Source organism: Micromonospora sp. KC213 (genome assembly GCF_004348325.1).
GTDB lineage: Bacteria > Actinomycetota > Actinomycetes > Mycobacteriales > Micromonosporaceae > Micromonospora.
The window spans coordinates 1-12,375 of sequence record NZ_SMKF01000172.1 but is presented as its reverse complement, the minus strand read 5'-3'; the positions used below and the strand labels follow the sequence as shown (position 1 = coordinate 12,375).

Here is a 12,375-nt window from a genome sequence, read left to right as displayed (position 1 = left end):
GGTCGAGGGCGACGTCGAAGGCGGCGTCCAGGGCGGCCTCCGCGCCGAGCCGGCGGCGCAGGGTGGCCAGTGCCCGCGAGGTCTGGCTCTTCACCGTGCCCGGCGAGATCTCCAGCAGGGCGGCGGTCTGCGCCTCCGACATGTCCTCGTAGAAGCGGAGCACCAGCACCGCCCGCTGCCGGGCGGGCAGCGCGCTCAGGTGTCGCCAGAGCACGTCCCGGTCGAGCTGCTGTTCGATCTCGTCGGCCCCGGCCCGCTCGGGCAGCACCTCGGTGGGGCGTTCCCCGTGCCACCGTCGGCGCCACCAGCTCGTCGACGTGTTGACCATGACCCGGCGGGCGTACGGCTCGACGGCCTCTATGCCGCCCAGCCGTTTCCAGGCAAGGTAGGTCTTGGTGAGCGCGGTCTGGAGCAGGTCCTCGGCGGTGGCCCAGTCCCCGGCCAGCAGGTACGCGGTGCGCAGCAGGGCTTCGGAGCGGGCCGCGACGAACTCGCGGAACTCCTCCTCCAGCGGATCCCGCTCGTCCACCACACACCTCCCCCGCCCAATCTCCTGGCAGGCTGTCATGGCGGAGCGGCCGGGTCGAGGGCGGATGGTGCCCCGTTACGTCGACGGACGGTCGAAAAGCCGCAGGCCGCCCCCGGGTAGGCCGGGGAGCCTCAGGCTCCGTCGTCGGCCTTCGCCTCGTCGGCTTCCTTGCCCAGCCGCGCTTCGACCGCCTGCGGCTCGTACATCTCCTCGACCACACGCAGGTAGAGCTCGTTGGGGTTCGGTAGGTTCTTGATCTCGCGGAGGGCCTGTTCCTGGCCGGCGGACTCCAGCACGAAGGTGCCGTAGTTGAGCGCCCGTCCGGTTGGGCTCTGCTCGTACTTCATGTCGGTGACCCGGGTCAGCGGCATCATGGCCACCCGGCGGGTGATGATGCCGTTGACCACCATGACCCGCTTGTTGGTCAGGATGAAGCGGTCGTACCACCAGTCGGCGACCCGCCAGGCGACCCAGCCCATCACCGCGAACCAGAGCAGCACGGCGATGGTGGTGAGGGCGCCGACGTCCTGCCCTGCGAGGAAGCCGGAGAGGTAGCCGAGCACGAAGGTGGCGGCGACGCCGACCAGGATCGGGGTGGTGAGGTGGATCCAGTGCCGCTTCCACTCACCGCGGTAACGCTCGGTGGGGAACAGGTAGCGGGCGACCAGTGAGCTGGGTTCGTCCTCCAGCGGCAGCACCCGTCGAGGTGCCATGCCCTGGGCGTCGGCCCGCAGGCCGGCCAACTCCTCCTCGGAGATGACCGGCGGTTGGTCCGGATCCCAGGTTCGACCGGCCCGACCCTCTCCCGGGTAGCCACCCGGGCCGACGCCGTAACCGACGTCGTCGGAGAGGAACGGCCCGCCCGTCATGTCAGGACCGCGGCCCGGCTCGTCGTCGGGCCGGTACCGCGGGATCGGCTCGGTGTCCCGCTCCCGACGCTCCCGGTCCGGGTCGTCGGGGTCGTAAGGGGGTCCGGACGGGCTGCCCATCGGCGGTTAGGCGACCAGGCTGGTGAAGAAGTCGCCGAAGCCTTGGGCGATGTCCACGATGCCACCACCGAGTGACTTGAACACGTCCGCGGCGGAGTTCGGCCGGTAGGCGACAAAGAAGATCAAGAATGCGATGCCGGCCCAGGTGAGGACCTTCTTGACCATAGCGGGCCATCCTCTCGCGCGGCGCCGGGTCCGATTACCGCAGCGGAACTCAGGGTATCAGTGTGGTGTCGTATGGTGAATATCTGCGTCCGCTCCCCGACAAGCCCACCAGAGCGACTATGCCCTGCCGTGCAGGTACGGGGACGGTGCGCCGTACACGAGCTCGGGCGGAGTCCACTCGGCGAGGTCGTGTAGGACGACGTCCTCCGCGAGGAGGTGACCCGCGCTCGCCGGCCAGGCTATCGCATGAAGCCACATTCCCCGAGCCTCGCCGGCGTACGCGCTTCGATCCGTCGCCGAATTCACCAGCCACAGTGGAGTCGGGTGTCCGCCCGCCCTGATCCGGGCCGGCTCGACATGCTGCGGATGCCCGAGGCCCGGCCCCGGCCCGGTCAGCACCTCCGCGAGCCCCGGACCCGGGTCCGGCCCGGACACTCCGGCGAGCCGGGCACCCAGCCCGACTCCCGGCTCCTCGGCCACCAGCACCAGTTCGGCCGGCCCACCGCCGAGCGGCGCCGGACCGGCGCAGGCGAGGGCGGCTGCCCGGACCCCGGTGGCGTCGTCGCCGGCCCAGCCGACCCCGGTCACCGTCCAACCGCTGGGCAGCGGCCACGGGCACCACAGGGGCACGCCCGGCCGTTCCGCCCCGGTGGCGGCCACCCGGTCGACCACGCTCGCCAGGATCGCCTCGTCGATGCGCTCGGGTACGTGCCACGGCGCGACCGGGCCGCACCGCGCGCACCGCGATTCACCGTGCATCAGATCGGGGGGCCGCACGGACCCCGCGCACCTGGGACAACTCACCACAACACTCATCAACCCACAGTCACCCCGCGCCGGTTGATCGTCAAGCGATGTGGCCGTTTCGGGGCACCGGCGATCCGGCTGCCGGGGTCAGGCCGGGGGCGGGCCGGCGTGGGCGCGGATCCAGGAGTGCATGGCGATACCACTGGCCACCCCGGCGTTGATCGAACGGGTCGACCCGTACTGGGCGATGGAGAAGAGCTGCTGGCAGGCGCTCCGCGCCGGTCCGGACAGCCCCGGCCCCTCCTGCCCGAAGAGCAGGACGCAGCGTCGGGGCAGGGTGGTGGTCTCCAACGGCCGGGAACCCGGGAGGTTGTCGATGCCCACCACCGGCAGCTCCGCCCCGGCCGCCCAGACGACGAACTCCTCGATGGTCGGGTGGTGCCGGACGTGCTGGTAGCGATCGGTCACCATGGCGCCGCGCCGGTTCCACCGGCGCAGCCCGACGATGTGCACCTCGGCGGCGAGGAAGGCGTTGGCGTTGCGCACCACGGTGCCGATGTTGAAGTCGTGCTGCCAGTTCTCGATAGCCACGTGGAAGTCGTGCCGGCGTTGGTCGAGGTCGGCCACGACAGCCTCCCGCCGCCAGTAGCGGTAGCGGTCGACCACGTTGCGCCGGTCGCCGTGGGCGAGCAGCTCCGGGTCGTACCGTGGGTCGTCCGGCGGGTCGCCGGGCCAGGGGCCGACGCCCACGTCGAGCTGATCCTCGGTCACGGTCACCAGAGGGTACGCACAGCCGGGCGACCGCCGCAGGCCGCCCCGGTCACCGCCGCAGCCCCAGCGCCTCGCCGAGACGATCGAGAAAGCGCCGGTCGGTCGGGCTGGTGCGGTTGTCGGCGTGGCAGACGCGCACCCCCACGGACTCCACCCACTGCCGGTACGCGGCCGAGTCGGCCGGGTCGGCCCGGCGGTGCAGCACCCGCACCACCGCCCGGCACGCGGCGAGCAGGTCGACCAAATCGGTGCGGTTGTCGGTCGGGGTCGAACCGCCGTCGTGCCGGGCGTAGATCGCGGCGACGACGGCGCGGACGAGGTCGCTGTCGAAGGCCCGTCCGGCGGCGAGCGCGTCGAGCCCGGCGAGCCCGGCGGGGACACCGCGGGACGGCCGCCCGGGGGTGGCCGCGGCGGCGGCCACGAGCACCCGGCCGGGCACGGTGGTCAGCAGGTCCCACTCGGCGGCGGAGTAGATGGCCGTGGTCAGCGGTGCGGCGCGGCGTCCGGCAGCGGGCGGCTCTCCGGCGAGGGAGTGGCTCATCTCAGACCTCCGGCGCCAGCATATGCCCCCGGGACCGGCCCGGACCCCGGTCCGGCCAGAACGGCGGGGACGGGGCCCGTGGGCCGAGGGGGCACTCAGCGGGGCGTGGGGAAGCTGGGCCGTTCCGGGTCGACGCCGTCGGGCACCGCCGCAGCGGCGTACTCCTTCTTGGGCACCATGACCTTGCGCCGGAAGACGCAGACCAGGGTGCCGTCCTGGTTGTAGCCGCGGGTCTCCACCGAGACGACGCCACGGTCCGGCTTCGAGCCGGACTCCCGCTTGTCGAGCACGGTGGTCTCGCCGTAGATGGTGTCGCCGTGGAAGGTCGGGGCCACGTGCCGCAGGGACTCGACCTCCAGGTTGGCGATCGCCTTGCCGCTGACGTCCGGCACGGACATGCCCAGCAGCAGGGAGTAGACGTAGTTGCCGACGACCACGTTGCGCTGGAAGTGGGTCGCCGACTCGGCGTAGTGGGCGTCCAGGTGCAACGGGTGGTGGTTCATGGTGAGCAGGCAGAAGAGGTGGTCGTCGTACTCGGTGACGGTCTTGCCCGGCCAGTGCCGGTAGACCGCGCCGACCTCGAATTCCTCGTAGTAGCGGCCGAACTGCATCCTTGTCCCCTCCGACGGACGGCGATGGAGTCGCCACAGCATGCCTTACCGCTGGTTAAGGAATTGGCGGGGTCGGAGGCGGGGTGGAAATGTCACACGGCCGCGCCCGGCGGGGGACGCAATGAGCGGCGGGGCCCTCCCCGGCACCCGCCGCCCACGCTCTGATGCCCAAGATTCTGCCCCACCCGCAGGACATACGAACAGAGACGGACGTCACATTTATCTTTTTGTGACACTACTGTCAGTGACGAAGCGTGTCACGAGAAGGATCTCTGCACCTTGCATCAATCCTCGTCACGGCCCAAGTTACCGATTCGTAGTGGTGGATTGTGACGATCTCCCTGGAAACGCTCCCATCACGAGAGGTGACGCAAGTGCGTGTTGCATTTGCGTTCCGCACGCCCAGTGAACAGATGAGCCTCGATACCCTCGCGACCCGGGACGCGGGCCGGACGGTTTCGGCCCCGCCCGACCGGGAATTCCCGGAGAGCGGCCCTGGTTCTACCGGACGCAAAGCAGCCCGCTGATCGGAGAGAGCAATGGCAACGGTTGAGCTGACCACGGCCAACTTCGACGAGGTGACCGAGCGCGACGGCATCGTGCTGGTCGACTTCTGGGCCGAATGGTGTGGCCCGTGCAAGCGGTTCGCCCCGGTCTACGAGCGCTCCTCGGACAAGCACCCGGACATCGTCTTCGGCAAGGTCGACACCGAGGCGCAGCAGGAACTCGGCGCCAAGTTCGACATCCGCTCCATCCCGACGATCATGGCGATCCGGGACGGCGTGATCGTCTTCGCCCAGCCCGGCGCGCTGCCCGAGTCGGCGCTGGAGAACCTCATCGAACAGGTTCGGGCCCTGAACATGGACGACGTCCGCAAGCAGCTGGCCGATCAGAAGCACTGAGCACCGACCGACGACGGCCGGACCGCCCCGGGTCCGGCCGTCGTCGTCCGCGCCCACCCGCCGGCCCACCCCGCACCGCGACACGCAGGAGTGACGCCGCGCGGGAGCTCACCGTGCGGCAGGCATCCCGTATCGTCACGACCCGATGGAGACGTTGACCTCCCGCGGCCGGGCCAGCCGGCTGGTCGCCACCGCCCTCGGTGCCGGCCTGCTGCTGGCCGGCACCGTCGTCGGCCTCGATGACCACTTCCCGTTCGGCCCGTTCCGGATGTACTCCACCTCTCCGCCGCCGAACGCGCCCGCCCCCGACACCCGGGTCGAGGGCGTCGACCGGACCGGCACGGTGATCGCGCTGGGCCAGGAGGCCACCGGTATCCGCCGGGCCGAGATCGAGGGCCAGCAGTCCCGGTACGCCGCCGACCCGGACCGGCTGCGACAGGTCGCCGAGGCGTACGCCGAACGGCACCCCGACGCACCGGAGCTGGTCGAGGTGCGCATCGTCATCCGCTGGTACGGCATCCGTCAGGGCCGGCCCACCGGCAGGTGGATCGACGAGACCGCGGTGCGCTGGGAGGCGACCCGGTGACCGGCTGGCTCACCGAGGCCGTACCCCGCGGCCGGGTCGCCGCCTTCCGTACCCTGGTCTATCTGTTCGTCGCCGCCGACCTCGTCGTCTTCACACCCTGGGTGCGCACCCGGGTCGACGTGCCCGGCGAGCTGTACCAGCCGCTGCTGATCGGTCGGCTGCTGCCGCTGCCCACGCCGACCCCTACGCTGGTCGCGGTGATTTTCTGGACGCTGCTTCCGCTCGCCCTGCTGGCCGCGACCGGACGCGCGCCCCGACTGCTCGGCTGGTCGATCTTCGCGCTCTACTTCGAGTGGATGATCATCGCGATGAGCTACGGGAAGGTCGACCACGACCGGTTCGCCTTCCTCGTCGCGTTGGCCGCCCTGCCCACCGCCGGCCGCGCCCGGCACGGCGACGCCACCCGCAGCGAGGCGGCTGGCTGGGCCCTGCGCGTCACCCAGATCGCGGTGATCTGCACCTATTTCCTGGCCGCCTGGGCCAAGCTGCGCTTCGGCGGGCTGGACTGGGCCACCGGATCCGTGCTGGCCCGAGCGATCATCCGGCGCGGCACCGACCTGGCGGATTTGATCGCCCAGGTGCCCTACCTGCTGATCGTGGCGCAGTTCGGCATCCTCGCCTTCGAGGTCCTCAGCCCGCTGGTGTTCCTGCTCCGCGAACGCTGGCGACTCGTCACGGTCGGCTTCTTCTACACCTTCCACCTGATCACCTTCGCGACCATCACCATCTCGTTCGCGCCGCACCTGGTGGCGATGGCCGGCTTCCTGCCGTTGGAGAAGGTCCGCCCGATCGACCGGCTGCGACGGCTACGCCGGCGCGGGCCGCCGGCTGCGGTCGACCAGCTCGGCGAGCATCCCCTCGCAGCTACGGGCGACGACCTGCGCCCCGCGCCGCTGGCCCAACCGTAGCCTCGGGTCCTCCGCACGCTCCCGCCACCGCCGCTGCGCCTCGGTGGCGGCCTCCCACAGTCGCCGCACGGGCGCGTCGAACTCCACCCCGAGCCGCGCGGGCAGGCTGCTGCCCTCGCCGCCGAGCAGCCGCCGTGCCTCCTCGACGGTTTCGGCGTCGAACCCTGACCGGTCGCCGTGCAGCGCCGCGAACAGCCGCAGCTCGGCGAACTCGTGCGCGCCGGCGAGGACCCGCTCCACGGCGCCGAGCAGAGCACGGCCGTCCGCCGCCGGCCGGGTCCGCGCCACGGCCTCCACCGTGGCCAACGCCGACCGGGCCTTGAGGACGCCCTGCCGGTCGACGAAGAGCCGGTGCACCGACTCCCGCAGCTCGGCGAGGCCGCTGCGGCGCACCAGCTCGGCGGCGAGTTTCGCCCGGGTGTCACAGCCGGTCCGGACCAGCGTGGTGGCCAGCCGGACCCCGAACAGGCCCAGCCGGTCCACCAACGCGGCGCGGTCCGCGGTGTCCAGGTACACCGGCAGTTCGCCGCGCAGGAAGCGGTCGGCGGAGAGAAGGTGGCCCGCCAACTCCGGACGCGGTACCCGGGCCAGCTCTGCCAACGCGGCGAACTCCGGCTCCGCCAGCGTCCGTCCGGCCAGACCGACCGCCCCGCTGCACGCCACGACGTGCCAGCAGCGGGCCGCCACCCGCGGATCCCGCTGCTGGCGGCGGGCGAGCTGCCGGGCGGTGAGCAACGCGTCGATCTGCCCACCCCCAGTCTCGTCCGCCCGCGAGCGCACCAGGACCACCGGCACCGGGGCGGCCTGGCCGACCAGGCTCTCCCGGCCGGCCTCCAGCAACCGCAGGTCGCCGTCCCGCCCGTCCCGGGTCAGGTGGAGCACCGCGTCCGCCTCGGTCAGCACCCGCTCGACGACCGGACCCGGCTCGTCCGCACCGAACGCCGGCGTGTCGAGCAGCGTCAGGTGCCGCAGGGATCGGGTCGGCCACCGCACGACCACGTCGGTCAGCCCGTTCGCGGCCGGGCCACCCAGGCCCACCCGCATCCCGGACGCGGACCGGGCGACCGCCAGTTCCTGCGGCGGCCGGTCGGCGGACCAGGCGGTGGCGCGAGGCGTGGGGCCGTCCTCGTACCAGACGAAGGCGTCGCCGCCCGCGACCTCGCCGACCGGCGCGACCACCTCTCCCATCAACGCGTTCAGCAGGGTCGACTTCCCGCAGCGCCAGGGGCCGACGACAGCGACCCGCACCGGGCGGTCCAACCGGGCGAGCTGGTGGCGCAGCGGTCCGGCCACGCCGGGGTCGTTCTGGCACCGGTCGATCGCCTCGTGCAGCAGGCGCCGGACGGCGGCCTCGATCCCCGCTGCACCGGTCACGCCGGCTGCTCCAGCAGCACCGGCCCGGGACGGGCCGCGGTCAGCGCCTGAGCCTGCTCGTACAGCCGGGCCAACCCGGTCATCTTCGCCCGGATCTCCCGCTGCCGCCGGTCCCGGACGGCGGCGTCCGTCTCGGCGGCCTGCTTGGCGGTGCGCAACGACTCGACGATGCTCTCCTGCAACTCCTCCGTCAGCGCGGTGAAGTGGTCGCGGAGCAGTCGCTGCACCTGCCGGACGGTGTCCCGGCAGTCCTTCGTCATCGCCACGAAGAAGTCGTCGACGTGCCGCTGGACGGCCGCCTTGACGGTGGACTGGCGGCGGCGAAGCATCTGCTTGCCCTCGTCGCGGATGCTCTTGCCGCCCAGCAGCGCACCGAACCCGACCGAGACCGGGTTGATCATGGGCATACCGGCCAGCGTCAACGCGAGCCCGAACATCAACATGCCGCCGTACGACCCCTTCATGCCGGTGAGCAGCTTCTGGCTCAGGGTGAACCGGTCGACGGGCGGACACTCCAGCTGCGGCAGCCGGTCGGCGAGGTCGTCGGGCACCGCCATCGACCAGGGCGGCAGCACGTGGTGCCCGTACCGGGCGAAGTTGCTCGCGACCCGCCGCGCCACCCAGTCGCAGCGCTGCACCAGCCACTCGTGGTTCTCCCGGGCCGCCTCGGTGAGGCTCCGCTCCAACCAGTCCTGGAAGACGTCCCAGCCGGTGAGCGGGTCGGCCGTGTCGAACGCCTCGTCGACGGCGCGCAGGATCTGACGGGTGCGCTCGCGCATGTCGTACTCGACGTCCGAGAGCAGGTCGCCCAGCTCGTCGACCAGGGTGTTCTGCCACCGGGTCGAACAGCGGCGCAGCTCGTCCACCTCCCGCTGGGCGGCGTGCAACCGAGCGATCGGCCCCTCCCGCTCCGTGGCCTGCTGGTTGTCCAGTTCGGCCCGCAGCGGGGCGGCCAACTGCTCGACCACGGCTCGGGCGAGCGCGGTCACCGACACCCGGGCCAGGGTGTCGCTCTTGCCGGCCAGGTCCCGGCGCAGCCGGGCGATCAGCAGGGGAAAACCCGACTCGGTGTTGAGCTGGTGGTCGTCGCCGGCCGCGGCGCGCATCCGCAGCGCCGCCGAGACGGGGATCAGCGGCGCCGGGACGCCGGCCTCCTGGAGGTGCCGCCGGTTGCGGTCGGCGACCGCCCGCCAGTCCGGTACCAGGTCCGTCTTGGTCTGCACCACCACCACGTTGGGATGGGAGCGGGTGAGGTGCAGGAGCATGTTCAGCTCGGCGACGGAGAGTTCCCGGGTGGAGTCGGAGACCAGCAGGACGGTGTCCGCCCGGTGCAACGCGGCCACCGGAGCCGCACCGCCGGAACCCGCCACCCCGTCGGCGCCCGGCGTGTCCACGAGCACCAGACCGGCACCGAGCAACGCCCGGGGAACGCCGATCTCGACATGGGCGGGGCCGCTCCCCGAGCGCGGCACCAGGGTTCCGGAGACCCCGGCGGCGATCCGGTCCAACGGCAACTGGGTCCGCTCGACCGTCGCCGGACTGCCGGCGGTGGTGGCCTGCGGTTCCGGCGGGGTCCGCACCAGCGCCGCCGAGGCGGTCTCGGCGTGCCGGACCACCGTCGGCAAAACGGTGGTCCGACCGTCACCGACCGGGCAGACCTGGGCGGTGACGATCGCGTTGACCAGTTGACTCTTGCCCTGGTCCGGTTCGCCGACCACCAGCACCCGCAGCGCCGGATCGAGCAGCTGGGCCCGCTTCTGGCGGACCGTGCGGAGCAGGTCGGCCCGGCCGTGGGCGGTGCAGGTGCCGGCGAGTTCGTCCAGCACATCCAACCAAATTCCCGCCATCACGGGACCAAGTGTGCCGATAGCCCCGCATTAATCAAGAGGGGCGGGTACGGCGGACGGGGCCGGGACCCCCGAGGTGACCCGACCCCATCCGCCGTGGTACGACCGTTCAGAGCAGGCCGTCGCCGAGTCCGAGCAGGCCGGTGTCGACAGAGGCGTTCGCCTCGCCGTGCACGCCGACGCTCCCGCTCACGCCACCACTGAGACCGCCGACCGTACCGGTGGCACCGCCCAGCGTGCCGGAGACGGTGGAGTCCACGTGGGAGGTGACGCCGGTGACGGTGCCGGTGAGGTCGAGGTCCTGCACCGGGTTGCCCACACCGAGCCCGCCCAGGGTGTCGTTCACACCGAGCGAGTCGACCAGCCCGCCGACGTGGCCCTGGGTGTTCGGCAGCACACCGTCCAGGCTCCCGCCGACCAGACCGTCGCCCGTACCGAGGGGGTCACCGACGACACCGGTGGTGGTGTCCACGGCGTCGCGGGTCACCGGCTCGACGGCGCTGTCCAGGCCGCCCACCACACCGGCGTCCAGGGTGTGCGCGACGTCACCGACGCCGGTCAGGTCGGTGTCCAGCCCGTCGCGCCCGACGCCGAGACCGATACCGGGCAGGACGGCCGCGCCCACGGAGACGGTGGTCGGGTCGACGGCGATCGTGCCGAGCACGCCCGCCTTGACGTCGACCCCGCTGGCCGAGCCGGCGACGGCGAACTGCTGGGTCACGCTCTGGAGTTGGCCGACGACGTCCGTCGTGTCCAGCGGCAGCTGGTCGACACCGACCGCAGTCGGCGCCAGCGAGGTGAGGCCCTGCACCGGGGCGTAGTCGACCACCAGCGGCACGACGTCCTGTACGTCCGCGGCGGTGATGTCCTGCAGCCCCGCAGCCCGCAGGGCACCCTCCGGGTCGAGGTCGAAGGCCGACCGGGCGTCCGCGTCGATGAGCAGGTTGAGCACGAAGTCGTGCAGGGTCTGGTTCGGTTCCATGGTTTCCCCTCGAACGTCTGGTCGGCGACGAGTGGTGCGCCGCAGTGATCGGTGACGCTACGGACGGGGCCGACGTCGGGCATCGGGGATGGACCCGAAAGTATGCGGGCCCGCGTCGGGGGACTCCCCCCGTCACCGGTTAGGGGGATAGGGGGAACCGAGCGGTCGGGATTTAGGGAGTAGGTCCGCGGTGGATCTCTGGTACGAACGTAGGACCCCCACGGGGTCTGCCGGACCGTGTCGCCGTACGGGCACCGACACCGTCGCCGCCGGCCGGCCAACTCCTGGTGAGAGAGAGACGATGCCGTACGTCCTGGGAATTGACATCGGATGCACCACCACCGCCGCCGCGGTCGCCCGGCGGCGGGGCGCCGGCTGGTCCGCGCCGGAGCCGGTCGTTCTGCACGCCGGCTCGACCACCGTCCCCTCGACGTTGCACCTCTCCGCCGACGGCGCGATGACGCTGGGTGTGCCCGCGGTAGCCGGCGACGGCCGCACCGTGCGGTGTTTCGCGCACCGGGTCGGCGACGACATCCCCGTCGTGGTGGACGGCGACGCGTACCCGGCGCAGACCCTGACCGCGGTGCTGGCCGGATGGGTGGCGGAGCAGGCCCGGGTCACCGAGGGCGGCCTCGCCGAGGCGGTCGTGGTCAGCCACCCGGCAGGCTGGGGCACGCACCGACGGGAGTTGCTGCACCGTGCCCTGACCGAGATCGGTCTGCCCCGGGTGACGCTGCTGCCCGCCCCGGTCACGGTCGCCGAGTACCACGCGGCGCGGGGCTTCCCCGGCACCCTCGCCGCCGTCTACGGCCTCGGCGGGGAGACCTTCGAGGCGGCACTGGTCCGCCGCCACCACGACGGGACTTACGGCACCGTCGGTCTGGCCCGGTCGCTGCCCGGATGCGGCGGGGCAGACCTGACCGAGGAACTGGCCGACCACGTCCGCACCGTCCTGGCCCGCGGCTCGGCCGACGCCGGCCGGGCCGGCGCGGACGTCGTGCCGCGCGAGCTGACCACGGCCTGCGACCGGGCCAAACACGAGCTGACCGTCGTCACGGAGACCGACGTGCTGCTGGAGCTTCCGGCCGGACCGACCCGGGTGCCGGTGAGCCGCGGGCAGTTCGAGGAGCTGATCCGCCCCGCCGTCGCGATGACCGTCGACCTGCTGCTGGACGCCGTCCGCAGCGCCGGCCTGACCCCGGCGGAGCTGGACGCGGTCCTGCTCGCCGGCGGTTCCGCCCGGCTTCCGCTGGTCGCCGAGTTGCTCGGCGCGGCGTTCCCCTGCCCGGTCCAGGTGGGCCCGGAGCCCGAGCTGACCGCGGCCACCGGCGCCGCGCTGGCCGCCTGCCAGGTCGTCTCCCCCCGCCTCCGCCCGGTGCCCGCGACCGGACGCGGCCCGACCGGCACCGCCGCCTCCCCGCCC

At 72.4% G+C, this 12,375-nt stretch carries 14 protein-coding genes; 4 read left to right on the top strand and 10 right to left on the bottom strand.

Annotation, left to right across the window (positions count from 1 at the left end):
* From E1166_RS25275 to E1166_RS25250, 7 genes are all read right to left on the bottom strand, one after another.
* The coding region (locus E1166_RS25275; RefSeq protein ID WP_243710505.1) for a SigE family RNA polymerase sigma factor at window positions 1-529 on the bottom strand (529 nt) is incomplete at its 3' end.
* Window positions 530-660: 131 nt separating this feature from the next.
* Window positions 661-1,518 carry a PH domain-containing protein gene (locus tag E1166_RS25270; protein ID WP_132342437.1) on the bottom strand — a complete coding sequence of 286 codons (858 nt, stop codon included), beginning with the start codon at window positions 1,516-1,518 and terminating at the stop codon, window positions 661-663.
* Between the two features lie 6 nt (window positions 1,519-1,524).
* Window positions 1,525-1,683 carry a hypothetical protein gene (locus tag E1166_RS31185; protein WP_165942702.1) on the bottom strand — a complete coding sequence of 53 codons (159 nt, stop codon included), beginning with the start codon at window positions 1,681-1,683 and terminating at the stop codon, window positions 1,525-1,527.
* Between the two features lie 117 nt (window positions 1,684-1,800).
* Complete coding sequence (locus E1166_RS25265; protein ID WP_347813039.1) at window positions 1,801-2,499, bottom strand: DUF6758 family protein; 699 nt, start codon at window positions 2,497-2,499, stop codon at window positions 1,801-1,803.
* Window positions 2,500-2,577: 78 nt separating this feature from the next.
* A complete protein-coding gene (locus E1166_RS25260; protein WP_132342436.1) occupies window positions 2,578-3,201 on the bottom strand; it encodes an RNA methyltransferase in 624 nt (207 codons plus the stop codon).
* Between the two features lie 49 nt (window positions 3,202-3,250).
* Window positions 3,251-3,742 carry a hypothetical protein gene (locus E1166_RS25255; RefSeq protein WP_132342435.1) on the bottom strand — a complete coding sequence of 164 codons (492 nt, stop codon included), beginning with the start codon at window positions 3,740-3,742 and terminating at the stop codon, window positions 3,251-3,253.
* 95 nt (window positions 3,743-3,837) lie between these two features.
* The gene (locus E1166_RS25250; RefSeq protein ID WP_132269377.1) at window positions 3,838-4,353 is read right to left on the bottom strand and encodes a MaoC family dehydratase; all 516 of its coding nucleotides are present in this window, start codon (window positions 4,351-4,353) and stop codon (window positions 3,838-3,840) included.
* A 539-nt stretch (window positions 4,354-4,892) separates the two neighbouring features.
* Here E1166_RS25250 and trxA point away from each other — a divergent pair.
* The 3 genes from trxA to E1166_RS25235 all read left to right on the top strand — a co-directional run bounded on the left by trxA (window position 4,893) and on the right by E1166_RS25235 (window position 6,749).
* On the top strand, window positions 4,893-5,255 hold the full coding sequence (gene trxA / locus E1166_RS25245; protein WP_132269375.1) for a thioredoxin: 363 nt from the start codon (window positions 4,893-4,895) through the stop codon (window positions 5,253-5,255).
* Window positions 5,256-5,400: 145 nt separating this feature from the next.
* Window positions 5,401-5,841: a hypothetical protein gene (locus E1166_RS25240; RefSeq protein ID WP_132342434.1), complete on the top strand. Its 441-nt coding sequence runs from the start codon at window positions 5,401-5,403 to the stop codon at window positions 5,839-5,841.
* Window positions 5,838-6,749, top strand: a complete 912-nt coding sequence (locus E1166_RS25235; protein ID WP_132342433.1) for an HTTM domain-containing protein — start codon at window positions 5,838-5,840, stop codon at window positions 6,747-6,749. The genes E1166_RS25240 and E1166_RS25235 overlap by 4 nt, the downstream gene beginning before the upstream one ends.
* On the opposite strand, the gene E1166_RS25230 is transcribed toward E1166_RS25235, so the two are convergent.
* From E1166_RS25230 to E1166_RS25220, 3 genes are all read right to left on the bottom strand, one after another.
* Window positions 6,648-8,123 (bottom strand): hypothetical protein, encoded by a 1,476-nt coding sequence (locus E1166_RS25230; RefSeq protein ID WP_132342432.1) that lies wholly within the window; start codon window positions 8,121-8,123, stop codon window positions 6,648-6,650. The genes E1166_RS25235 and E1166_RS25230 overlap by 102 nt on opposite strands.
* The gene (locus tag E1166_RS25225) at window positions 8,120-9,970 is read right to left on the bottom strand and encodes a dynamin family protein (protein WP_132342439.1); all 1,851 of its coding nucleotides are present in this window, start codon (window positions 9,968-9,970) and stop codon (window positions 8,120-8,122) included. The genes E1166_RS25230 and E1166_RS25225 overlap by 4 nt, the downstream gene beginning before the upstream one ends.
* Window positions 9,971-10,079: 109 nt before the next feature.
* Window positions 10,080-10,952: an IniB N-terminal domain-containing protein gene (locus E1166_RS25220; protein WP_132342431.1), complete on the bottom strand. Its 873-nt coding sequence runs from the start codon at window positions 10,950-10,952 to the stop codon at window positions 10,080-10,082.
* Window positions 10,953-11,253: 301 nt separating this feature from the next.
* Here E1166_RS25220 and E1166_RS25215 point away from each other — a divergent pair.
* A partial coding sequence (locus E1166_RS25215; protein WP_132342430.1) for an Hsp70 family protein occupies window positions 11,254-12,375 on the top strand: 1,122 nt, incomplete at its 3' end.

What these genes read in the sequence shown, in the direction of transcription:
- E1166_RS25255 (WP_132342435.1), bottom strand. Translation starts at nt 3,742, where the DNA reads ATGAGCCACTCCCTCGCCGGAGAGCCGCCCGCTGCCGGACGCCGCGCC.
- E1166_RS25250 (WP_132269377.1), bottom strand. Translation starts at nt 4,353, where the DNA reads ATGCAGTTCGGCCGCTACTACGAGGAATTCGAGGTCGGCGCGGTCTAC.
- E1166_RS25220 (WP_132342431.1), bottom strand. Translation starts at nt 10,952, where the DNA reads ATGGAACCGAACCAGACCCTGCACGACTTCGTGCTCAACCTGCTCATC.
- E1166_RS25240 (WP_132342434.1), top strand. Translation starts at nt 5,401, where the DNA reads ATGGAGACGTTGACCTCCCGCGGCCGGGCCAGCCGGCTGGTCGCCACC.
- E1166_RS25270 (WP_132342437.1), bottom strand. Translation starts at nt 1,518, where the DNA reads ATGGGCAGCCCGTCCGGACCCCCTTACGACCCCGACGACCCGGACCGG.
- E1166_RS25265 (WP_347813039.1), bottom strand. Translation starts at nt 2,499, where the DNA reads ATGAGTGTTGTGGTGAGTTGTCCCAGGTGCGCGGGGTCCGTGCGGCCC.
- trxA (WP_132269375.1), top strand. Translation starts at nt 4,893, where the DNA reads ATGGCAACGGTTGAGCTGACCACGGCCAACTTCGACGAGGTGACCGAG.
- E1166_RS25225 (WP_132342439.1), bottom strand. Translation starts at nt 9,970, where the DNA reads ATGGCGGGAATTTGGTTGGATGTGCTGGACGAACTCGCCGGCACCTGC.
- E1166_RS31185 (WP_165942702.1), bottom strand. Translation starts at nt 1,683, where the DNA reads ATGGTCAAGAAGGTCCTCACCTGGGCCGGCATCGCATTCTTGATCTTC.